The sequence below is a fragment of the Halomonas sp. DN3 genome (genome assembly GCF_024137905.1).
Taxonomy (GTDB): Bacteria; Pseudomonadota; Gammaproteobacteria; order Pseudomonadales; family Halomonadaceae; genus Halomonas; species Halomonas litopenaei.
In genome coordinates this window covers 1,120,708-1,140,566 of record NZ_CP099965.1, presented here as the reverse complement: position 1 = coordinate 1,140,566, position 19,859 = coordinate 1,120,708, and the positions used below count along the sequence as shown (strand labels likewise).

The 19,859-nt window shown below is 63.5% G+C and carries 17 protein-coding genes; 2 read left to right on the top strand and 15 right to left on the bottom strand.

All coding sequences use genetic code 11. The features are described 5' to 3' along the window. Positions 1-79: 79 nt before the first annotated feature. Positions 80-952 (bottom strand): alpha/beta fold hydrolase, encoded by an 873-nt coding sequence (locus NKF27_RS05095; protein WP_253555583.1) that lies wholly within the window; start codon positions 950-952, stop codon positions 80-82. Further along, the gene (locus NKF27_RS05090) at positions 949-1,755 is read right to left on the bottom strand and encodes an alpha/beta fold hydrolase (RefSeq protein ID WP_253555582.1); all 807 of its coding nucleotides are present in this window, start codon (positions 1,753-1,755) and stop codon (positions 949-951) included. The genes NKF27_RS05095 and NKF27_RS05090 overlap by 4 nt, the downstream gene beginning before the upstream one ends. A 502-nt stretch (positions 1,756-2,257) precedes the next feature. On the opposite strand from NKF27_RS05090, the gene NKF27_RS05085 reads away from it, so the two are divergent. After that, positions 2,258-3,229, top strand: coding sequence for an AEC family transporter (locus NKF27_RS05085; RefSeq protein ID WP_301271179.1), 972 nt, complete (start codon positions 2,258-2,260; stop codon positions 3,227-3,229). A gap of 66 nt (positions 3,230-3,295) precedes the next feature. On the opposite strand, the gene NKF27_RS05080 is transcribed toward NKF27_RS05085, so the two are convergent. The 8 genes from NKF27_RS05080 to kdgD form a co-directional block, all read right to left on the bottom strand. Beyond that, entirely contained in the window at positions 3,296-3,631 is a 336-nt protein-coding gene (locus tag NKF27_RS05080; RefSeq protein WP_253555581.1) for a type II toxin-antitoxin system HicB family antitoxin, read from the bottom strand. A gap of 316 nt (positions 3,632-3,947) precedes the next feature. Next, positions 3,948-5,525 carry an aldehyde dehydrogenase (NADP(+)) gene (locus tag NKF27_RS05075; protein ID WP_253555580.1) on the bottom strand — a complete coding sequence of 526 codons (1,578 nt, stop codon included), beginning with the start codon at positions 5,523-5,525 and terminating at the stop codon, positions 3,948-3,950. Between the two features lie 102 nt (positions 5,526-5,627). Further along, the gene (locus NKF27_RS05070; RefSeq protein ID WP_222515519.1) at positions 5,628-6,953 is read right to left on the bottom strand and encodes a glucarate dehydratase family protein; all 1,326 of its coding nucleotides are present in this window, start codon (positions 6,951-6,953) and stop codon (positions 5,628-5,630) included. Positions 6,954-6,996: 43 nt separating this feature from the next. Next, complete coding sequence (gene garD, locus NKF27_RS05065; RefSeq protein ID WP_253555579.1) at positions 6,997-8,586, bottom strand: galactarate dehydratase; 1,590 nt, start codon at positions 8,584-8,586, stop codon at positions 6,997-6,999. Beyond that, a complete protein-coding gene (locus NKF27_RS05060; protein ID WP_253555578.1) occupies positions 8,576-10,141 on the bottom strand; it encodes a tripartite tricarboxylate transporter permease in 1,566 nt (521 codons plus the stop codon). Before NKF27_RS05060 ends, garD begins: the two co-directional genes overlap by 11 nt. 14 nt (positions 10,142-10,155) lie before the next feature. Further along, positions 10,156-10,590: a tripartite tricarboxylate transporter TctB family protein gene (locus NKF27_RS05055; protein WP_213231548.1), complete on the bottom strand. Its 435-nt coding sequence runs from the start codon at positions 10,588-10,590 to the stop codon at positions 10,156-10,158. 96 nt (positions 10,591-10,686) lie between these two features. Then, positions 10,687-11,745, bottom strand: a complete 1,059-nt coding sequence (locus tag NKF27_RS05050) for an ABC transporter substrate-binding protein (protein WP_213231550.1) — start codon at positions 11,743-11,745, stop codon at positions 10,687-10,689. A gap of 123 nt (positions 11,746-11,868) precedes the next feature. After that, positions 11,869-12,786 carry a 5-dehydro-4-deoxyglucarate dehydratase gene (kdgD, locus tag NKF27_RS05045; protein WP_253555577.1) on the bottom strand — a complete coding sequence of 306 codons (918 nt, stop codon included), beginning with the start codon at positions 12,784-12,786 and terminating at the stop codon, positions 11,869-11,871. A gap of 205 nt (positions 12,787-12,991) precedes the next feature. On the opposite strand from kdgD, the gene NKF27_RS05040 reads away from it, so the two are divergent. After that, the gene (locus NKF27_RS05040) at positions 12,992-13,954 is read left to right on the top strand and encodes an AEC family transporter (RefSeq protein ID WP_222515523.1); all 963 of its coding nucleotides are present in this window, start codon (positions 12,992-12,994) and stop codon (positions 13,952-13,954) included. Positions 13,955-13,977: 23 nt separating this feature from the next. On the opposite strand, the gene NKF27_RS05035 is transcribed toward NKF27_RS05040, so the two are convergent. The 5 genes from NKF27_RS05035 to NKF27_RS05015 all read right to left on the bottom strand — a co-directional run bounded on the left by NKF27_RS05035 (position 13,978) and on the right by NKF27_RS05015 (position 19,241). Then, positions 13,978-14,292 (bottom strand): antibiotic biosynthesis monooxygenase, encoded by a 315-nt coding sequence (locus tag NKF27_RS05035; protein WP_045991811.1) that lies wholly within the window; start codon positions 14,290-14,292, stop codon positions 13,978-13,980. Positions 14,293-14,395: 103 nt separating this feature from the next. Next, positions 14,396-14,884, bottom strand: a complete 489-nt coding sequence (gene sixA, locus NKF27_RS05030; RefSeq protein WP_045991812.1) for a phosphohistidine phosphatase SixA — start codon at positions 14,882-14,884, stop codon at positions 14,396-14,398. Then, positions 14,874-15,944, bottom strand: coding sequence for an NAD(P)H-dependent glycerol-3-phosphate dehydrogenase (locus NKF27_RS05025; protein ID WP_045991813.1), 1,071 nt, complete (start codon positions 15,942-15,944; stop codon positions 14,874-14,876). Before NKF27_RS05025 ends, sixA begins: the two co-directional genes overlap by 11 nt. 266 nt (positions 15,945-16,210) lie before the next feature. Further along, positions 16,211-17,653 carry an NAD(P)(+) transhydrogenase (Re/Si-specific) subunit beta gene (locus tag NKF27_RS05020; protein WP_045991814.1) on the bottom strand — a complete coding sequence of 481 codons (1,443 nt, stop codon included), beginning with the start codon at positions 17,651-17,653 and terminating at the stop codon, positions 16,211-16,213. Positions 17,654-17,669: 16 nt separating this feature from the next. Next, positions 17,670-19,241: a Re/Si-specific NAD(P)(+) transhydrogenase subunit alpha gene (locus tag NKF27_RS05015; protein WP_108131474.1), complete on the bottom strand. Its 1,572-nt coding sequence runs from the start codon at positions 19,239-19,241 to the stop codon at positions 17,670-17,672. Positions 19,242-19,859 lie beyond the last annotated feature (618 nt).

The following is a 19,859-nucleotide window of genomic DNA, read 5'->3' as shown; positions in this document are numbered from 1 at the left end:
GTGGAAAAGCTTACGCGGCCTGTCACGGCGCAGCGGCCAAGACTCATCCACCGACTGGCTGCCAAGATCGTCTTTTCGATCAAGGTGTTGCGGACAACGCCTCGACGATGGCATCGGCCACCGCGGGGGCGTGCTGCGGCGAGGCATGAAGATGGTGTCCGCCCTCCAGCACGCAACGGGTCAGGCGGCGAACGCGTGCTCGCGAAGCCACCCCTCGTGGACGTTCCCCGAGAATACCGTCACGCCCTTCGACCAGCAGTACCTCGCAGGCAATAGCCTCGAGCAGATTCGCGACCTGGTCATCGGTCAGCCGCACGGGGGAGGGGCGCAGCAGGCGCGGGTCGGTGCGCAGCCGCAGGCCGCCCTCGTCGCAGGGGGTCAGGTTCCTGGCCACGATGTCGCGCACCGTCTCGGCATCCACCGGGGTGGCGCCACCGGCGACCCGCGCCGCCACCGCGGTATCCAGATCGGCATAATGAGGAATCCGCGAGCGACGGCGACGCTGGGCCCGCAACGAACGCCCCAACTGGCCAGCGGTATCTTCAGGTGGGGTGGTCAAGGCCCCCAGACCGTCGATCAGCACCAGGCGCTCGATGCGTTCGGGCCAGGCCGCGGCGACCAGGCAGGCCACCCCGGCGCCGAGGGAGTGAGCCAGCACCGGGGCACTATCCAGTCCGAGATCATCCAGTGCATCGAGCAGGTCGTGGCAGTAGTCCCAGATGGCGTAGTCGTAGTCACCGGGCAGCCGCTCGGAGTGACCATGGCCGGCCATGTCGATGGCCACCAGGCGTATATCGAGCCGTTCGGCCAGCACCGGCGCTAAACGCGCAAAGCTTGCGGCGTTGTCGAGCCAGCCGTGCAGCGCCAGCCACACCGGCGCCTCCGTGCTTCCCCAGGCCAGTGCGGCCAGGCGCCCCTGTGCCAGGCGAAGCGCTTCTCCCGCTGGCTTCATTGCGTAGCCCCTTCGCCCAGCAGACGGTCGATCATGGCAAGCAAGGCGCGTCGCGTTGCCTCGGGCTGCTCCATCGGAAACATATGACTGCCGGGCACCCTGTCCAGGGCGATACCGCGCCGGCTGAGACGTCGGCAACGTGCCTCGGTCAGCAAGTCAGACGTCTCCCCTGCCAGCACACCCAGAGGTACTCGTACCTCCGTGGGCAGACGATCCAGATGGTGGGGCAGATGACGGAAGATCTCGACCTCGATATCCGGGTCATAGCTCAACACCACCGCGCCGTCCTCCAGGGTCGTGGTGCCGGCATCGATGTAGTCGTCCAGCGCCTCCTCGGTGAAGCTGCGAAACAGACCCTTGCGCCGAAGTTGAGCGCGCATCGCATCACGGCTTTCCCAACGGGTACGGCGCCCCTTGCTCTTGCCTGCCGGCGTCACTCGATCCACCATGCCGAGCCACTTGCTGACGCGCATGGCCAAGGCGTCGATGCCCAGCATCAGCGGCGGGTCGAGCATCACCACCGCCTGGAACCGCTCCGGCTCCTGGCGCGCCGCCATGGCGGTGATCACCCCGCCCATGGAGTGGCCGACGCCGACAAGAGGACCGCTGAGATGACGGGTGCTCTCGAGGTATTCATCACGCAATGCCAACCAGTTGTGGCCCACGGGAAAATCGGGATGGTGGCCCAGGCGATCGAGCGGCTGGACGTCGAAGCGCTCTGCGAGTGGTGCCAGCAGGCTTCTGTAACTGCCGCCGGGAAAGCCATTGGCGTGGGCGAACAGCAAGGTTGGGGTATCTGGCATGATTCTGTCTCATCCGATGAGAGGCGGCGACCCGCCGCTGTAGCCTTGGCAGGCTAACGGCATTACCCTAGGCCGCCAAGTGAACCAAAGCCTAGATTCCCCGGAATTCCCCCTGACTCCCCGCTACCAAGGAGCAACGCGTGTCCCGTAAACCCGCCCGCGATACCCGCCTGCGCAACCGTCTGTTCTTCACCACCGTGGCCGTGGCGGTGGTCATCGGACTCTGGCTGGCGCGCTGAACTCTCTTGACAAGGGCGCACCAGAAGCCCCGACGTGCGCCCTCTTCAGTCGTTCTCTTCACCTCATCTCCACGTCCTCTTCACCTCCTCTTCTTCGACCGGCCCTCTCTCTGGTCGAACCGCACCTCGATTGGCCCTCAGATTCCTGAATCCAGCCACCATCGAAGTCCCGCGCTCCCGGTCATACCAGGAACCTCACCCGACGCCGTCCACCCAAAGGCTTCCCAATTATAAATCATACATAGTATATTAAGTCCTTTAGCGTGCTATCCGAGCAGGAGGGTCTCCCCATCGATATCAGCATCCTTGCCAGCACCCTCGGCGTCAGCCTGCCCGTTTTCGCCATGGTCTTCATCGGCGCCGTTCTGAAGCGTCTGGGCTGGATCGATCAAGCCTTCGTCGACACCGCCTCGAGCCTGGTGTTTCGCCTGACCATGCCAACGCTGTTGTTCCTGAGCCTGCTGCGCGCCGATCCCGGCCAGGACCTGAAGCTCGGACTGGTCGGTTTCTATCTGGTCGTCTCGGTGGCCATCTTTCTTGTCATCTGGGGCTGGGCCCTGTGGCGCTGCCCGCGAGTGGATCGCGGCGTCTTTGTGCAAGGCGCCTTTCGCGGCAACTGCGGTATCGTCGGGCTGGCCCTGTCGGCCAACATGTACGGCGACTTTGGCCTGTCGCTCGGCAGTGTCATGGCCGGCGGCATCATCATCGTCAACCTGGTAATGTCGGCCATTGTACTGTCGGTCTACAGTCCGGTGGTCAGCTCACGTCCCATGGCGATCCTCAAGGACGTCGCCACCAACCCATTGATCATCGGTATCGTCGCCGCCCTGCCGCTGACCTACCTTCACCTCGACTTGCCGCCCTGGCTGATGACATCCGGCGACTACCTGGCCTCGCTGTCGCTACCGCTGGCGCTGATCTGCATAGGTGGCAGCCTGAGCCTGCAGGCCGCCCGTGAGAGCGGAACCCTGGCGCTGTCGGCCAGCCTGTGGAAAGTTGCCGTCATGCCGGCCATCGGTGTTGCACTGGCACTGGCGGTGGGCTTTCGGGGCGCCGAACTCGGCATGCTGTTCCTGTTTCTCGGTAGCCCCACCGCCGCCGTAGCCTACGTCATGGCCAGGGGGGCCGGCGCCAATCAACGCCTCGCCGCCAGCATCATCATGCTCAGCACCTTGCTTAGCCTGGTCTCCATCAGTGTGGGGATCATGGTGTTGACGGCTGCCGAACTGGTGTAAGAAAAGGGTCCAGCACACCCCATGCGTCCAGCAATCTCGGTACGTTTTGACCTCAATTCATCGACGTCACGTCGATAGCTCGTTCTCTAGCGCAGTCGTCATCAACTGATTCAGGCTGATGCCGCGGGCCTTGGCTGCATCAACCGCCTGCTTGTGCATCGATTCGGGAACGCGGACCTGGAACTTTCCAGAGTACGCCCTGACAGGATCGATCCCCATCTCGCGGCAAGTATCCAAGAAGACACGCAGCGATATCTCCCCTTCCTTGCGCAAGGCACAGACACTATCGGCATAGAAATCGGCGCCCCCATTGAGTCCCGTGAATTCTCCGCGAAACATCTCGAATTCGGGGTCATACTGAATAATGGCGCGATAACCATTGATCATCATGACATTGTTCATGGCATCAATCCGTTTGCTTCCAGCCATTTACGAAGGCTTGCGACGGCCCCCTTATCCGTATCCGGTGTCGGGTGTCGGGTGTCGGGTGTGGACGATGCAACACGCGCACTTCTCAAAACTTGCATGTTTTCGTTTCACGCACCGACAGTACCAAAGCTTAGTACCACCTCGAGTCAAATGAACGCTCCAGCGCAACCTGAAAAGTGCGAGCGTCAATGCAATACCAGCAAGGCCCGGTGATCGACTCACCGGGCCTTGCTGTTTTCACGTCAGCGGTGTCACCACCGAGCGCGTCTGGCGCTGTCCATCAGTCCCTTCACCTGTCCCGTTTGCCATCCACCAGGCGGCTGACGTTCAGCGGGTTGCCGTCCTTGAGCGCTTGCGGCAGCAGGGCATCCGGCAGGTTCTGATAGCACACCGGGCGCAGGAAGCGGTAGATGGCGGCACTGCCGACCGAGGTGGTGCGCGAGTCAGAGGTGGCCGGATAGGGGCCACCGTGGACCATGGCGTGGCACACCTCGACCCCGGTGGGCCAGCCGTTGGCCATCACCCGTCCGGCACGCCGCTCGAGGATCGGCAGCAGGCCACGGGCCGCGTCGATGTCGCCGTCGTCCATCTGCAGGGTCGCGGTCAGCTGGCCCTCGAGCCCCTCGGCCAGTGCCTTGACCTCGTCCAGGTCGGCACACTCGACCACCAGCGAGGTCGAACCGAATACCTCGGCCTTGAGCGCCCCATCATTGAGGAAGTCGTTGGCCTTGGCCACGAACAGGCCGGCCTGGCACTGATTGGGTCCGTCGCCCTGGGGGCCACGCGCCACTTCACGGGCCTTGTCGCTGCCTGCCAGGGTGTTGACGCCCTGGGTGTAGGCGTCGTGGATACCCGGAGTCAGCATGGTCTGTGCGCCTGCGCCCTTGACCGCTTCGGCGGCGGCTTCGACGAAGCCGTCGAGCGCCTCGCCCTTGACCGCGATCACCAGCCCCGGGTTGGTGCAGAACTGACCGGCCCCCATGGTCAGCGAGCCGACGAAGGCCTCGCCCAGCTCCTTGCCACGGGCCTTGAGCGCCTCGGGCAGCAGGAACACCGGATTGATCGAGCTCATCTCTGCGTACACCGGGATCGGCTCGGGACGCGCCTGGGCGGTCTTCATCAGGGCGGTGCCACCGCTGCGCGAGCCGGTGAAGCCCACCGCCTTGATCCGCGCGTCGCTGACCAGGCCCTGGCCGACCTCGCGACCGGAGCCGAACAGCAGCGAGAACACGCCTTCCGGCAGTTCACAGCGGGCCACCGCCTTCTGCAGCGCGTGGCCGACCAGCTCGGAGGTGCCGGGGTGGGCCGAGTGGGCCTTGACCACCACCGGACAGCCGGCGGCCAAGGCGGAGGCGGTATCGCCACCGGCCACCGAGAACGCCAGCGGGAAGTTGGAGGCGCCGAACACCGCCACCGGACCCAGCGCGATATGGCGCTGGCGCAGGTCGACCCGGGGCATCGGTTCGCGGTCCGGCAGGGCCGGATCGTGCCGCACGTCGAGCCATTCGCCGGCGCGTACCACCGAGGCGAACAGGCGCAGCTGGCCGCAGGTACGGCCACGCTCGCCCTCAAGACGTGCCTGGGGCAGGCCGGACTCCTGCATGGCGCGCTCGATCAGGGCGTCACCGAGCGCCTCGATCTCCTCGGCGATGGTCTCGAGAAAGGTCGCACGGGCTTCGAGGCCGGTCTTGCGGTAGCTATCGAAGGCGGCCCAGGCCAGTTCGCAGGCGCGCTCGACCTCGGCCTTCGCGCCTGCCTTGTAGCCAGGCTTAAGGGTCTCGCCGGTGGCCGGATTGACGGCGTGGATGGGCTCGCCCTTGGCCTCGACGGCCTGGCTGCCGATCAGCTGCTTTCCTTCCAGTTTCATGAATCTTCTCCTGTCGTGTGACGTTCGACGGGGTGAGCGTCGGTAAAGGCCGTCGGCTTTCGTCCTCACCGGGGCTTTCGCACCTGAGCCATCGAGTCGAGGCTAACGCACCAGGGCAGGACGCTTGGGATCGAACTCCCAGCCGTCGATCAGGTACTGCATGGCCATGGCGTCGTTGCGGCTGGTGACATCGAGGCCCTGGTACTTCCGATGGGCCTCCATCAGCTTGTCGTCGTCGAGCTCGACGCCAAGGCCTGGCGTGGTCGGCACCTTCAGCTTGCCACCTTCGATCTTGAACGGTTCCTTGGTGATGCGCTGACCGTCCTGCCAGATCCAGTGGGTATCGATGGCGGTGATTTCGCCAGGGCAGGCAGCGGCGACGTGGGTCATCATTGCCAGAGAGATGTCGAAGTGGTTGTTGCTGTGCGAGCCCCAGGTCATGCCCCATTCGTTGCACAGCTCGCCCACCGCCACGGCCCCCTGCATGGTCCAGAAATGGCAGTCCGCCAAGGGGATGTCCACGGAGTTAAGCTGGACCGCAAGTTTCAGCTGACGATAGTCGGTGGCGATCATGTTGGTGGCGGTGGCAAGGCCGGTACGACGCTTGAATTCGGCCATGGTCTCGCGACCGGAGTAGCCGCCTTCCTGGCCGCAGGGATCCTCGGCATAGCTCAACAGGTCCTTGATCGGCTCGAGCACTCGCACCGCCTCATCCAGCGACCAGGCGCCGTTGGGATCCAGCGTCAGACGTGCCTCGGGGAAGGCCTCGTGCAGGGCGCGGATGCAGTCGGCCTCCTCTTCGCCGCGCAGCACGCCCCCCTTGAGCTTGAAGTCCTTGAAGCCGTAGCGCGCGTAGGCGGCCTTGGCCAGGTTGGCCACCGCCTCCGGAGTCATCGCTTTCTGATAACGCACCTCGTCCCAGGCGTCTATCGGGTCGCTGACCTTGGGATAGGGAAGGTCAGTCTTGTCCGGATCACCGAGCAAGAACAGGTAGCCCAGTGCCTCTACCTCGTCACGCTGACGTCCGTACTGGCCGAGCAGGTCGGCCACTGGCATGCCCAGCGCCTGGCCGAACAGGTCATAAAGTGCCGACTCGATGGCGGTGACCACGTGTACCGCCACGCGCAGATCAAAGGTCTGCCGACCGCGCTCCTCCGGGCCGTTTCGCGACAGCGCCTGGCGAGCCTGGCTCAGCACCTGCTTGACCTCGTTGACCCGTGCGCCCTCGACCAGCGAACGACACTGCTCAAGCCCCTTGAGGATGCCGTCACTGGAGGGAATCTCGCCGACGCCGCGATTGCCGGACTCGTCTTCCAGCACCAGCACACAGCGGATGAACCAGGGGGCATGGCCACCGCTCAGGTTGAGCAGAAAACCGTCTTCGCCGGCCACCGGCACGATGTTCATCTTGGTGATCTTGGGGAACATGGAGTCTTGCCTCTTGGTAGTTCGGTTAAAGATGATGAAGCGCTCAGGTGACCGGCGCCGGGTTGAACAGCACCAGGTCGTTGTAGAGACCCAGGCGGTCGGCGGCGACCTGGTGACGGCCGCTTGCCACCTCGAGAATCATCTCGAACAGCTCCCAGCCGATGTCCTCGATGCTGGTCTCGCCGGTGGCGATGCGCCCCGCGTCCAGATCGATCAGATCGTGCCAGCGACGTCCCAGGGTCGAGTTGGTGGAAACTTTGATCACCGGCGTCATCGCCAGGTTGTAGGGGGTACCGCGCCCGGTGGTGAAGACCTGCAGGTTCATGCCCGCCGCCGCCTGCAGGGTGCCGCAGATAAAGTCGCTGGCCGGGGTGGCGGCAAAGGTCAGCCCGCGCTTGCGCAGGCGCTCGCCGGGTCCTATGACGTCGACGATCGGTGAATTGCCGGACTTGATCACCGAGCCGAGTGCCTTCTCGACAATATTGCTGAGCCCGCCCTTCTTGTTGCCCGGCGACGGATTGGCGCTGCGATCGGCCTGGCCCTGGGCCAGATAGTCGTCGTACCAGGCCATCTGCTCGATCAGCGCCCGGGCGACCTCCTCGTCTACCGCTCGAGGCGTCAGCAGATGGATGGCGTCGCGCACCTCGGTGACTTCGGAAAACATCACGCTGCCGCCGGCACGCACGATCAGGTCGGTGGCAAATCCCACCGCCGGATTGGCGGTTACCCCAGAAAAGGCGTCGCTGCCGCCGCACTGCATGCCCACCGTCAGCTCCGACACCGGACAGGTCTCCCGGCGGCGACGATTCAGCCGCTCAAGGTGGCGCTCGGCCATGGCCATGATGCCGTCGACCATCTCGCCGAAACCTTCGAAGGACTCGTGCTGCAGGCTCAATACGTTGGCGTCGTCGTTGGCGGAACCTGTGCCGGCATCCTCGCTGCGCTCAAAAATCTTGACCGGGCGGTCCTCGATAAGAGTCGAGGGCTGCAGCTTCTCGCAGCCAAGGCCGATGACCATGACCTCGCCACCGAAGTTGGGGTTCAGCGCCAGATTCCTGAGCGTGCGGATGGGCACGATCGCCGCCGGCGCGCCGATCGCCACCCCGCAGCCGTAGCTGTGGTTGAGCCCGACCACGTCATCGACGTTGGGGAAGCGCGGCAATAGCTCTCGCTTGATCTTCGCCACCACATGATCGACGGTACCGGCCACGCACTGCACGCTGGTGGTGATGCCGAGCACATTCCTGGTGCCGACGCTGCCGTCAGGGTTGCGAAAGCCCTCGAAGGTGTAGCCCTCGAGTGGCTCGACCACCGGCGCCTTGCGGGTCGCCAGAGGCAGCTCGTCGAGCTTCGGTGGTATCGGCAGCCTGACGTTGTTCTCGTTGACGTGGCCACCGCGCGGGATGGCCGACAGCGCCGTGCCGATCACCTCGTTGTAGCGCAGGATGCGCTCACCTTCGGCGATATCCGCCAGGGCCACCTTGTGGCCCTGGGGAATGTCGCTCACCAGCGCCACACCATCTTCCAGGCGCGTGCCCCGGGGCAGTCCGCCCTGGCCCACCACGATGGCGACATTGTCGCCGGGATGGACGCGGATCACTCGGCTCTCGTTGGTCCTGGGTTCAGCCGTCATGACGCTCTCCCGATCCAGAAGTGGTGCCACCGGAAGTGCTGCCGGACACCTGACTCAATTCCATCTTCTGACGCGCACGGGTCTTGATGCCCAGCACGACGGAGAAGGCGATGGACGCGGCGATCAGCCCCCACAGCACCAGCGCGATGGGGCTCTTGGTAAAGAAGATCGAGAAGGTGCCGAAGGATTCCAGGCTCTTGACGAAGTACACCTCGGCGGAGCTGCCCAGAATGAAGCCGATGATCAAAGGCGCGACCTCGAGCCCGATCTTCTCGATCAGGTAACCGAAGATGCCGAAGATCAGCAGTGTCCAGACGTCGAACATGATGCCGTAGTTGATGGCATAGGCGCCGACCACGCACATCATCACGATGATCGGATAGAGCACGTACTTGGGCACCAGCACCACCCGGGCGATGTACTTGATGGCGTAGAACATCAGGAAGAACATCACGATGTTGGCGAACACCAGAGCGATCATCATCACCGTCCAGGTGTCCTGGTTTTCCGGGATGAACAAAGGCCCCACCTGGATGCCCTGAAGGGTGAAGGCACCGATCAACACCGCCGTGGTGGAGTCCCCGGGGATCCCCAGCGACAACAGCGGGATCAGGGCGCCACCGGTCAAGGCGTTGTTGGCCGACTCGGAAGCAATCAGCCCCTGGGGCGCACCCTTGCCCATCTGGCTGGAATCCCGCGACAGGTTCTTTTCCTGGGTGTAGGCAAGCACCGAGGCGGCGCTGCCGCCGACCCCCGGCAGCATCCCGACGAAGGTGCCGATGAAAGACGAGCGCATCAGGTTGGTCAGGCGGCCCTTGAACAGGCCGAAGGTGAAACCACCGCCCTTGCCCATCTCGATCTTGGCGCCGGACAGACCGCTCTTCACACCCTTCTCTGCCTCCAGCAGGATGGTCGAGATGCCGAAGATCCCGATCAACACCGGCAGCAGTGCAAAGCCGTCCACCAGATAGGGCTGCATGAAGTCGAACATCAGCCGCGTCTTGCCGTTGCCGCCGTCGGACAGGCTGTAGGTGCCGATCAGACTCAGCCAGATGCCCAGTACACCGCTGAAGATACCGATCAACATGTTGCTGGACATGGAGGCGATGACCGTCAGCGCCAGCAAGATGATCAGAAACTTCTCCACATAGGAGAACTTGATCGAAAACTCAGCCAGCAAGGGAGCGAAGAAGAACAGCACCAAGGCGCTGACAAGCCCACCCACCAGCGACGCCACGACGCACACGCGCAGGGCCTTCTCGCCCTGGCCCTTCTGCGCCATGGGGTAGCCGTCGAAGGTGGTGGTGATCGACGAGGGCGTGCCGGGAATATTGAGCAGCACCGCCGGCACCATACCGCCGGAGATGCCGCCGACGTAGAGGCCAAGCAGCAGTGCCAGGCCATGCTCGAGGCCGAGGGCGTAGGTCAGCGGCAGACACACGGCCACCGCCATGGTGGCGGTCATGCCGGGAATAGCGCCGAAGATGATGCCGATCAGGGCACCGATCGCGGCCAGCAGGAAAAAGGTGATATCGAGGTAGGACAGAAGTTCCATGGGTCAACTCTCCCCTACGGCAAGGTGATGTAAAAAAGCTTGGCGAATATCAGCCAGGCCAGTGAGGGTGCCACCACGGCATTGATCGCGGCGGTGATCACCTTGCGGCGGGTGCGGGTGTGCATGTACATCATCGACATCAAGAACAGAAAGACGATGGACACGAACAGAAAGCCGTAGCCGGTATAGGGGAACAGGTTCCCCACCACCGACATGAGCACGAAATAGGCGGTGATCAGCACCAGGGTGCCGAAGAAACGAAATCCGTCCATGGACTCGCCGATGATCGGCAACGTTTTCTCGCCGCGTTTGACCGCAGCAAAGAAAGGAACAAGGCGAAACACCACGATCAGGGCGAACAGCAACGCCAGTACCCAGTGAATGATCGTGGGGAAGAACAGGTGAGAGCTGTCGAAGTCGATCGACACACTCAACGGTGAGGTTTCCATAGCGGCTCCGGGGCAGGCCTGACGGGAGAGCCTTGCGAGTTGTGTGGACGGACAAGAACAGGGATGCCGGCGGGCCAAGCCGCCGGCAGCGGTCCCTTACTTGATGCTGTCGATGATGTCGGCGTAGCGGTCGGCCTTCTCGCGCAGGTGGGCCTGGGCTTCGTCGGAGGGCATGAAGTCAGGAATAAAGAAAGACGTCTTCTGGGTCTCCTGGATCTCGCCTTCGGCGTAGATCTCTTCCAGGGTGGCGTCGATCTGCTCGACGATCTCTGGATTCATGTCCTTGTTGTAGAGGAAGAAGAATTCCTTATCGAAGGCGAAGTTCTCGCCCTCTCCCATGGTCACCTCGACGTTGGGCTCGACGAACTGCAGCAGCGTCTCGCGGTCGGTCTGACCCAGACCTTCCTCGTTGGCCTGCTGCAGGGTATCATGGCGTGCGGTCAGCCAGACGAAGCGCATGGCCTTCTGGTCATCCTCAGGCAGACGGGTGTACTGCTCGTTGGCCTGCACCGAGCCGTTGATCAAGTCCGCCTGGTCATCGAACAGCAGCTGGTTCTTGTCGGCCTGGGAGCCGGTATTGACCGCCACCAGGTTGTCTTCCGTACCGGGGTGCTCGATGCGAATGGCGTTCTTGAGTGCGGTGTAGCCAATCTCGGAGACGCCACCAGGCTGGATCGCCACGCGCACGGTCTCACCACTGCCGACCGCTTCGATGATGTCGTCCAGGGTCTGGTAGGGCGAGTCCTTGGGCACCAGGTAGGCATTGCCCGGATTGATCGCAATGGTCGGACCGATGATGTAATTCTCGAACGGGTCCTTGTAGCCCTCGACCCCGTACTGATTCCCCAGGTAGGCCTGGTCATGGAAGATCATCAGAGTGTTGCCGCGAGGATCACGATCCAGGGCGCGATAGGCAGCGCTGACGCCCACCGCGTCGACCTTCATGTTCAGGTCCAGCGCCTCGGACAGCTGGTCCACCACGATGGCCGAGTTCTGGTAGGTGTCGCCACCGGTGGAACTGGAGCCGATGACCACACGGATGTTACCGCGCAGGGGCCCGTCGGCGGCCAGCGCCGCAGCGCTACCCAGGGCCAGTGAGGTCGCCAGGGCGGTAGCGGTCAGGGTCAGGGGCAGAGAGAGTCTTGGCATGCTCATGAAGTCACCTCATTGAAATGGTTGTTGGTGGCTGGACGAGTGGTGCCCTTCGATACGGGAGGATCGTGACGAAGGGCCAGATCGAGGGGCGGTCTACACCGTAGCGCTAGCGACCGTCCTCGGTCAGAAGGATCGGGCGCGCTCGATCAGCTGCTCGAGCTGCTTGCGCTCTTCATCGCTTGGCATTTCCAGCGGGGCACGCACCGCGCCGGACGGACGGCCGATCAGGTCGGTGCCGGCCTTGATCAGGCTGACGGCGTAGCCTGCCTTGTGGTCACGCAGGGCGACAAAGGGCAGGAAGAACTCGCGGGAGATCTTGCGCACGGTGTCGCTGTCGCCGGCACGCAGGGCCTTGTAGAAGGTCACCGCCATGTCCGGCACGAAGTTGAACACCGCGCTGGAGTAGGTGTTTACGCCCACCGCCAGGTAGGCCTCGGCGATGATCTCGGCGGTGGGCACGCCACCGACGTAAGCCAGTCGATCGCCGACGGTCTTGATCACGCGGTTGAGCGCCTGCATGTCGCCCTTGCCGTCCTTGAGCCCCACCAGGTTGGGGTTGGCGTCGGCCAGCCGCTTGGCGGACTGAGCGTTGAGTACGCCGTTGCCACGGTTGTAGTAGATCACGCTGATACTGGTGGACTGGCAGATCCGGCTGGCGTATTCCACCAGGCCGTCCTGGGGACACTCGGTCAGGTAAGGCGGCATCAGCAGGATACCGTCGGCGCCCTCTTCCTCGGCGATGCGGGCGAACTCGGAACCGGTGGCCACGCTCAGACCGGCGCTGGCGATCACCGGCAGCTTGCCATCGACGACTTCCACGGCCAGACGGACGATCGCACGGAATTCTTCCAGCGACAGGCTGAAGAACTCGCCGGTGCCACCGGCGACGAACACCGCCGAAATCTCGTGACTGATGAACCACTCGAGACGCGCGCGATAACTCTCGGCGTCGAAACGTCCTTCGGCGTCGAAGTCCGTGACCGGAAAGGACAGCAGACCATCGCTGATCGCCTGCTTGACCTGTGCATGGGAAAATTTCACCGAAACGTCCTCCTGTCTTCGTCGTGAACGGACATGAGGGTTTCGACTCCCCGTCATGTCATACATCATACAAAGTACAAGTTAGCGACTTGTTTCAGGACTGACAAGGGACGCTATGGTAAATTGAGACCAAAGTTCAAGGCGCACCTCTCTGATCCCTTGTGGACGACCCGGCGCCACCATCAAGAGGCTTCACAGCGCGCCCATGTCATTGATCGATGTCTTCCTGTCGACGCTCAACATCAGCCTGCCGGTGTTTGCCATGGTGTTTATCGGCATTGCGCTCAAGCGACTCGGCTGGATCGATCAGGCCTTCGTCAATACGGCGTCGCGACTGGTGTTTCGCGCCACCCTGCCGGCCATGCTCTTTCTCAGCCTGATCCGCGCCGATCTGGAACGCACCCTGAACCCCTGGATGCTGGCCTTCTTCGCACTGGCCACCATTGCAAGCTTCGTGCTCGCCTGGGGCTACGCTGCGCTTCGGGTGAAGCGTCACCAGCGCGGGGTCTATGTACAGGGCGCCTTTCGCGGCAACTGCGGGGTGGTCGGCCTGGCACTCGCCCACGGCATGTACGGCGAGGTGGGGCTGTCGCTGGGGAGTCTGCTGCTGGGGGTGGTAATCCTCTGCTACAACGTGCTGTCGGTGGTGGTGCTGGCGGCGTACCAACTGGACGAGGACGGCCGGCGCAAGGCCATCGACTGGAACAGCATCTTCCGCCATATCCTGACCAATCCGCTGATCCTGGCGGTGGTGGTCGCCACGCCCCTGGCGGCGCTGCAGGTCAGTCTGCCCGAGTGGATCGAGACCACCGGTGACTACTTTGCCTCCTTGACCCTGCCGCTGGCGCTGATCTGCATCGGCGCCACCATCTCCACCCGGGCGCTCAAGACCAGCTATCGCACCGCCGTCAGCGCAAGCCTCGCCAAGATGGTGGTGATCCCGCTGGTGGCCACCCTGGCGGCGCTGGGGCTTGGCTTTCGTGGTGCCGAGCTGGGCGTGCTGTTTCTGTTCTTCGCAAGCCCCACCGCGGCGGCGGCCTTTGTGATGGCCAAGGCCATGGGCGGCGATGAAATTCTGACGGCCAATATCATCGCCCTCACCACCCTGGTGGCCAGCATCAGCGTGACGGTGGGGGTCTTCGCCCTGCGGCTCAACGGGCTGATCTAGGGCTTGTCTGAAAAGTGCCTAGTTCAGCCCTTGGCTTCAGTCCCCTCGACCACCTCAAACTGCTCGATACCGCCGCCCTCGCGGGTGGCCTCTGCCGGCAGCGGGTTGGCGTGGGCACGCTTGAAGTCGTCGCTGCCGACCCAGGCACGAAACGCCGCCTGGCTCTCCCACTGGGTCTCCACCACGTAGGGCGCCTGGTTGCCCAGTGGCCTCAGCACACGCATGGCGACAAAGCCCGGCTGCTTATCGATCTCTCCGGCGCGACGGCGAAAGCGCTCTTCGAACTCGTCCTCGAAGCCCGGATTGACGAAGATGCGGTTGTTGACGAAAAAGCTCATGGGCGTCCCTTCAGGTGAAAGCCCGCCAGTGACGGGCCCGTTCTATCGAGTGCGAAATATGGCAGACACGTCGCTTGCACCACGCCAACCACTGCGGTCAGGGTCAGCGAAGTGACGATGGCGTGGTCATGCCCACCAGCCGCGCACAACCAGCAGCTCTGACATCGGCTTCCAGTTCGGCGATTGCCGCGGTGACAAAGCCCACCCCGGCCCCTGCCCTGCCCTCCGCCAGCAGCCCGGTCAGGGCCGCGACCAACGGCATATGGCTGACCAGCAGCAGCGGGCCCTCGTCGCTTTCCAGCGTCAGCCAGTCCACCACGGCCTCGGGGGAATCGTCGGGGGTGATGATGTCCAGGGTATCGAGACTCACCTCGTCCGGCAGTGCTTCCAGCACCAGGGCGGCGGTCTGCTGAGCACGCACGTAGGGACTGGCCAGCACCTTGAGCCGGCCCCAGTCGATGTCGTCACGACTCGCCAGCCAGCGGCCCATGGCGCGAGCTTCGTCCTCGCCGCGGGTGGTCAGCCTGCGCGCCTCGTCGGGAAAGCCCGGAGTGGCCTCGCCGTGACGCATGATCCAGAGTCTATCCGCCATTCTTGGCCTCCGTCTGTCGCCGGTCCTGCTTGACGTCCTCGCGGGGGAGCACGAACTCGACGTCGCTGCTCTGCTCGCCGCGCATCAGCAGCTTGGCCATGTCACGGGCCGGCACGCCGCGAAACAACACCTGATAGAGCCCTTCCGCCAACGGCATGTAGACGCCTTCGGCGTCGGCCTTGTCGCGCACCAGCTTGACGGTATTGACCCCTTCGGCCACCTGGCCGAGAGACGCCACCGCCTCGTCCAGGCTCTGGCCCTTTCCCATCGCGAAGCCGACGCGATAGTTGCGCGACAGTTCCGACGAGCAGGTCACGATCAGGTCGCCGACGCCGGCCAGCCCCAGGAAGGTCATCGGATTGGCGCCCTGGGATACGGCGAATCGGCTCATCTCGGCCAGTGCACGGGTCATCAGCATGCTGCGGGTGTTCTCGCCCATGCCCAGCGCCGCTGCCATGCCGGCGGCGATGGCGTAGATGTTCTTGAGCGCACCGCCAAGCTCGACCCCGTAGCGGTCATTGCTGGCGTAGACGCGGAAATAGTCACAGCCCAGCGCCGCCTGCACGCGGGATCGCGTCTCGGCGTCGTGGCTGGCGATCACCGTGGCGGTGAGCTGCTTCTGGGCCACCTCGGAGGCCAGGTTGGGCCCGGACAGCACGCCCACGTGGGCAAACCCCGTCTCGTCCTCGAGGATCTGGCTCATCAGCTTGAAGCCATCCTCCTGGATACCCTTGGTGGTGCTGACCAGAATCTGCTCGGGCTTGAGCCAGGGACGTGCCTGGCGCACCACCTCGGCGAAGGCCTTGGAGGGAATCGCCACCAGCACCAGGATGGCCTCCTCGAGCACCCACTCAAGTTCGGTGGACGCCTCGACCCTGGGGTTGATGGCGTAGTCGGGCAGGTAGCGCGGATTGCGATGATCACGATTGATGCTTTCCACCAGCGCGCCGTCCCTGAGCCATTGGCGCACGTGGAAGCCGTTATCGGCGGCGATGCTGGCCAGCGCGGTGCCGAAGCTCCCGCCCCCCAGCACCGCCACCCTGGTGTCCATGTCGGTCATGCTTGCTCCGCAGTCGATGAGTCTTGGTGGATTGTACCGAATCTGACGTCACGACGAGGGATCTCGTCGCCACTTTGACTGACCTGGTGCCACAACGAGCAACGCCCCTCGAAAGGGGCGTCGTCGGGCCCCTGTGAAGAGGGGCGTCTATTCGCCCCCTTGAAGAGGGGCGTCTTCGGGCCCCTACAAGGAGGGACGTCTTCGGGCCTCTTTAAACAGGGGCGTCTTCGGGCCCCTCCAAAGAGGAGCCCTGTACTACACGCAGCTCAGTCGATCAGCGGAATCAGCGAATCGATACTGGCCCGGGCATCGCCGTAGAACATCCGGGTGTTCTCCTTGAAGAACAGCGGGTTCTCGATGCCCGAGTAGCCGGTTCCCTGACCACGCTTGCACACGAACACCTGCTTGGACTCCCACACCTTGAGCACCGGCATGCCGGCGATGGGGCTATTGGGGTCTTCCTGGGCGGCCGGGTTCACGATGTCGTTGGAGCCGATGATGATGACCACGTCGGTGGAAGCGAAGTCATCATTGATCTCGTCCATCTCCAGCACGATATCGTAGGGTACCTTGGCCTCGGCCAGAAGCACGTTCATGTGGCCCGGCAGACGACCCGCCACCGGGTGGATGCCGAAGCGCACCTCCTTGCCGGCGGAGCGCAGCTTGCGCACCAGTTCGCTGACCGCGTTCTGGGCCTGGGCCACCGCCATGCCATAACCCGGAACGATAATCACGCTGTCGGCGTCGTTGAGGGCGCTGCTGACGCCACCGGCGTCGATCGACACCTGCTCGCCCTCGATCTCCTGGGCCGGCCCCTGGGTACCGCCGAAGCCACCGAGGATGACGCTGACGAAGTTGCGGTTCATCGCCTTGCACATGATGTACGACAGGATGGCACCGGAGGAGCCCACCAGCGCACCGGTGACGATCAGCAGGTCATTGGACAGGGTGAAGCCGATAGCGGCCGCGGCCCAGCCCGAGTAGCTGTTGAGCATCGACACCACCACCGGCATGTCGGCGCCGCCGATGCCGAGGATCAGGTGCCAGCCGATGAAGAAGGCGAGCAGAGCGATCAGCAACAGTGTCCAGAAGCCGGCACCGTTGAGGTAGGCGATGGCCAGCACCAGCGAGAGAATCGCCGCACCGGCGTTCAGGGCATGACCGCCGGGGTACTTCTTCGGCTTGCCGTCGATCTTGCCGGCCAGCTTGCCGAAGGCGATCACCGAGCCGGTGAAGGTCACCGCACCGATGAACACGCCCAGCACCACCTCGACCTGCAGGAAGGTCAGCTCGGCAGGTGTCTTGTAGGCCAGAGTAGCGGCGAACGCCGACAGGCCGTCGAGGGACTCACCGGCCGCCTTCAGCGCCAGCACCCGGGCACGTTCCATCTCGGCGTTCCAGCCGACGAACACCGCCGCCAGACCGACGAAGGAGTGCAGCGCCGCCACCAGCTGCGGCATCTGGGTCATCTCGACCCGCTTAGCCACCATGGTGCCGACCACGGCACCGACGATCATCAAGGGGATCATCAGCCAGTAGTTGCCGATGTTCGGGCCGAGCATGACGGAGAACACCGCCAGGCCCATACCGACGATGCCGTACCACACCGCGCGCTTGGCCTTTTCCTGATTGCTCAGTCCCCCCAGCGAGAGGATGAACAGCACACTCGCCGCGATCGCCGCGGCGGTTACGAATTGTTGTCCTAGCATTTCGTCTCTCCGCGGTTCAGGACTTCTGGAACATGGCCAGCATCCGGCGTGTCACCAGGAAGCCACCCACGACGTTGATGGAAGCGATCAGCACCGAGATGCCCGCCAGCAAGGCGACCAACCAGCTACCCGAGCCCACCTGGAGCACGGCACCGAGGATGATGATCCCGGAAATCGCATTGGTCACCGCCATCAGCGGCGTGTGCAGAGAGTGACTGACGTTCCAGATGACCTGAAAACCGACGAAGCAGGCCAGCGCGAAGACGATAAGGTGCTGCATGAAGGACGCCGGCGCCACCAGACCGAGCAGCCCCATGACGATGCCGCCGACCGCCAGCATGGTGACCTGGCTCTTGGTCTGCTTCATGAAGGCAGCGTGTTCGGCAGCCTTGCGCTCCTCCGGTGTCGGCTCCTTCTCCTTGGGCTTCGGCTTGGCCGCGGCGATGGCCTTGACCTTGGGCGGAGGCGGCGGAAAGGTGACCTCACCCTGGTGGGTGACGGTCGCGCCACGGATCACATCATCTTCCATGTCGTGAACGATCTTGCCGTCCTTCTCCGGCGTCAGATCGGTCAGCATGTGACGGATATTGGTCGAGTACAGCAGCGACGACTGGGTAGCCATGCGCGACGGGAAGTCGGTATAGCCGACCACGATGACGCCGTTGTCGGTGACCACGCGCTCATCAGGCTTGGTCAGGTCGCAGTTGCCGCCCTTCTCGGCGGCCAGGTCGACCACCACAGAGCCAGGCTTCATCGCCTTGACCATGTCCTCGAGCCACAGCTTGGGAGCCGGGCGTCCGGGGATCAGGGCGGTGGTGATGACGATATCCACCTCGGGGGCCTGCTGACGGAACAGCTCGAGCTGCTTTTCGCGGAACTCGGGGCTGGAGGGCGCCGCATAGCCACCGCTTTCGGAGCCGTCCTGGGAGTCCTCGAAATCGAGGAACAGGAACTCGGCGCCCATGGACTCGATCTGCTCGGAGACCTCGGGGCGCACGTCGAAGGCACGCACCACCGCACCAAGGCTGGTGGCGGTACCGATGGCGGCAAGACCGGCAACGCCGGCACCGATGATCAGCACCTTGGCCGGCGGCACCTTGCCCGCGGCGGTGACCTGACCGGTGAAGAAGCGCCCGAACTGGTTGCCTGCCTCGATCACCGCGCGATAGCCGGCGATGTTGGCGGTGGAGGACAGCGCATCCATCTTCTGGGCGCGGGAAATCCGCGGCACCATGTCCATGGCGACGACGCTGGCACCCTTGTCCTTGCAGGTCTCGAGCATCTCCTCGTTCTGGGCCGGCCAGAAGAAGCTGATCAGGGTCTGGCCCTGGCGCAGCAGGTCGGACTCTTCCTTCTGTGGCTCGCGCACCTTGACGACCACGTCGGCCTGCTCGAATACCGCCTCCATGCTGTCGACGATAGTGACACCGGCCTCTTCATAGGCGGCGTCGGTAAAGCCGGCAAGCTCACCTGCGCCCGTCTCGATCAGGCACTCGTGACCCAGCTTCTGAATGTGTCCGGCGCTCTCGGGCGTCAGCGCGACACGCGCCTCGCCCTTATGCCGCTCCCTTGGTGCTCCTATCTTCACGATGGATCTCCCATGTGGCCAACGTTATTACGATTGCTTGTTATGGTTTCTTGTTGTCATTCCTACCAGTGTTACCTCTTGTGGCTAGTCTGCACAAGAGGGGATCGCCAGTAATTTGTGCACTGCAATGTGAAAGCAACCACCTGAATCCATTAAGAGAACCGACACGAAGCGGGGTGTAACCTTATGCCCTTCCGAGCCTCCCAGGCCCGGCGTGCCCGGCCTGGCGGCGTGATCACACCCTGAAGGCAACCTCTGAAGAGAAACAACGCGGATTAGTGACTGCCACCAACCTCTCTTTCGAGCCTGAACAAGCGCTCACTCAGCTATCCATTCGCTCAGACAGTCGCCTGTCGGCTGCGCCAGCTTGCCAGTTCCTCGAAGGCGGCCGGCCCCTCGGCCAGAGACATCTTCTCCATCCAGGACAGCTTCCCCAGCGCACCGGCACGGAGCCTATCAGCATAGATGACATATGAAATGGTTCTGGCTCTTTAGAATGTTGCCGCCTTGAGCCGCCACGTCCCCGCCAGAGATACCGCGCGAGCCACTTCGTCACTCCCGGTTAGTTTGTACTGATCTTCTTACAAATCCACCGCTTCCATTCATCCATCCATATCA

What these genes read in the sequence shown, in the direction of transcription:
- NKF27_RS05020 (WP_045991814.1), bottom strand. Translation starts at nt 17,653, where the DNA reads ATGCTAGGACAACAATTCGTAACCGCCGCGGCGATCGCGGCGAGTGTG.
- NKF27_RS05025 (WP_045991813.1), bottom strand. Translation starts at nt 15,944, where the DNA reads ATGACCGACATGGACACCAGGGTGGCGGTGCTGGGGGGCGGGAGCTTC.
- NKF27_RS05055 (WP_213231548.1), bottom strand. Translation starts at nt 10,590, where the DNA reads ATGGAAACCTCACCGTTGAGTGTGTCGATCGACTTCGACAGCTCTCAC.
- NKF27_RS05060 (WP_253555578.1), bottom strand. Translation starts at nt 10,141, where the DNA reads ATGGAACTTCTGTCCTACCTCGATATCACCTTTTTCCTGCTGGCCGCG.
- NKF27_RS05090 (WP_253555582.1), bottom strand. Translation starts at nt 1,755, where the DNA reads ATGCCAGATACCCCAACCTTGCTGTTCGCCCACGCCAATGGCTTTCCC.
- NKF27_RS05035 (WP_045991811.1), bottom strand. Translation starts at nt 14,292, where the DNA reads ATGAGCTTTTTCGTCAACAACCGCATCTTCGTCAATCCGGGCTTCGAG.
- NKF27_RS05050 (WP_213231550.1), bottom strand. Translation starts at nt 11,745, where the DNA reads ATGAGCATGCCAAGACTCTCTCTGCCCCTGACCCTGACCGCTACCGCC.
- NKF27_RS05080 (WP_253555581.1), bottom strand. Translation starts at nt 3,631, where the DNA reads ATGAACAATGTCATGATGATCAATGGTTATCGCGCCATTATTCAGTAT.
- NKF27_RS05075 (WP_253555580.1), bottom strand. Translation starts at nt 5,525, where the DNA reads ATGAAACTGGAAGGAAAGCAGCTGATCGGCAGCCAGGCCGTCGAGGCC.
- sixA (WP_045991812.1), bottom strand. Translation starts at nt 14,884, where the DNA reads ATGGCGGATAGACTCTGGATCATGCGTCACGGCGAGGCCACTCCGGGC.
- NKF27_RS05070 (WP_222515519.1), bottom strand. Translation starts at nt 6,953, where the DNA reads ATGTTCCCCAAGATCACCAAGATGAACATCGTGCCGGTGGCCGGCGAA.
- garD (WP_253555579.1), bottom strand. Translation starts at nt 8,586, where the DNA reads ATGACGGCTGAACCCAGGACCAACGAGAGCCGAGTGATCCGCGTCCAT.
- NKF27_RS05040 (WP_222515523.1), top strand. Translation starts at nt 12,992, where the DNA reads ATGTCATTGATCGATGTCTTCCTGTCGACGCTCAACATCAGCCTGCCG.
- NKF27_RS05095 (WP_253555583.1), bottom strand. Translation starts at nt 952, where the DNA reads ATGAAGCCAGCGGGAGAAGCGCTTCGCCTGGCACAGGGGCGCCTGGCC.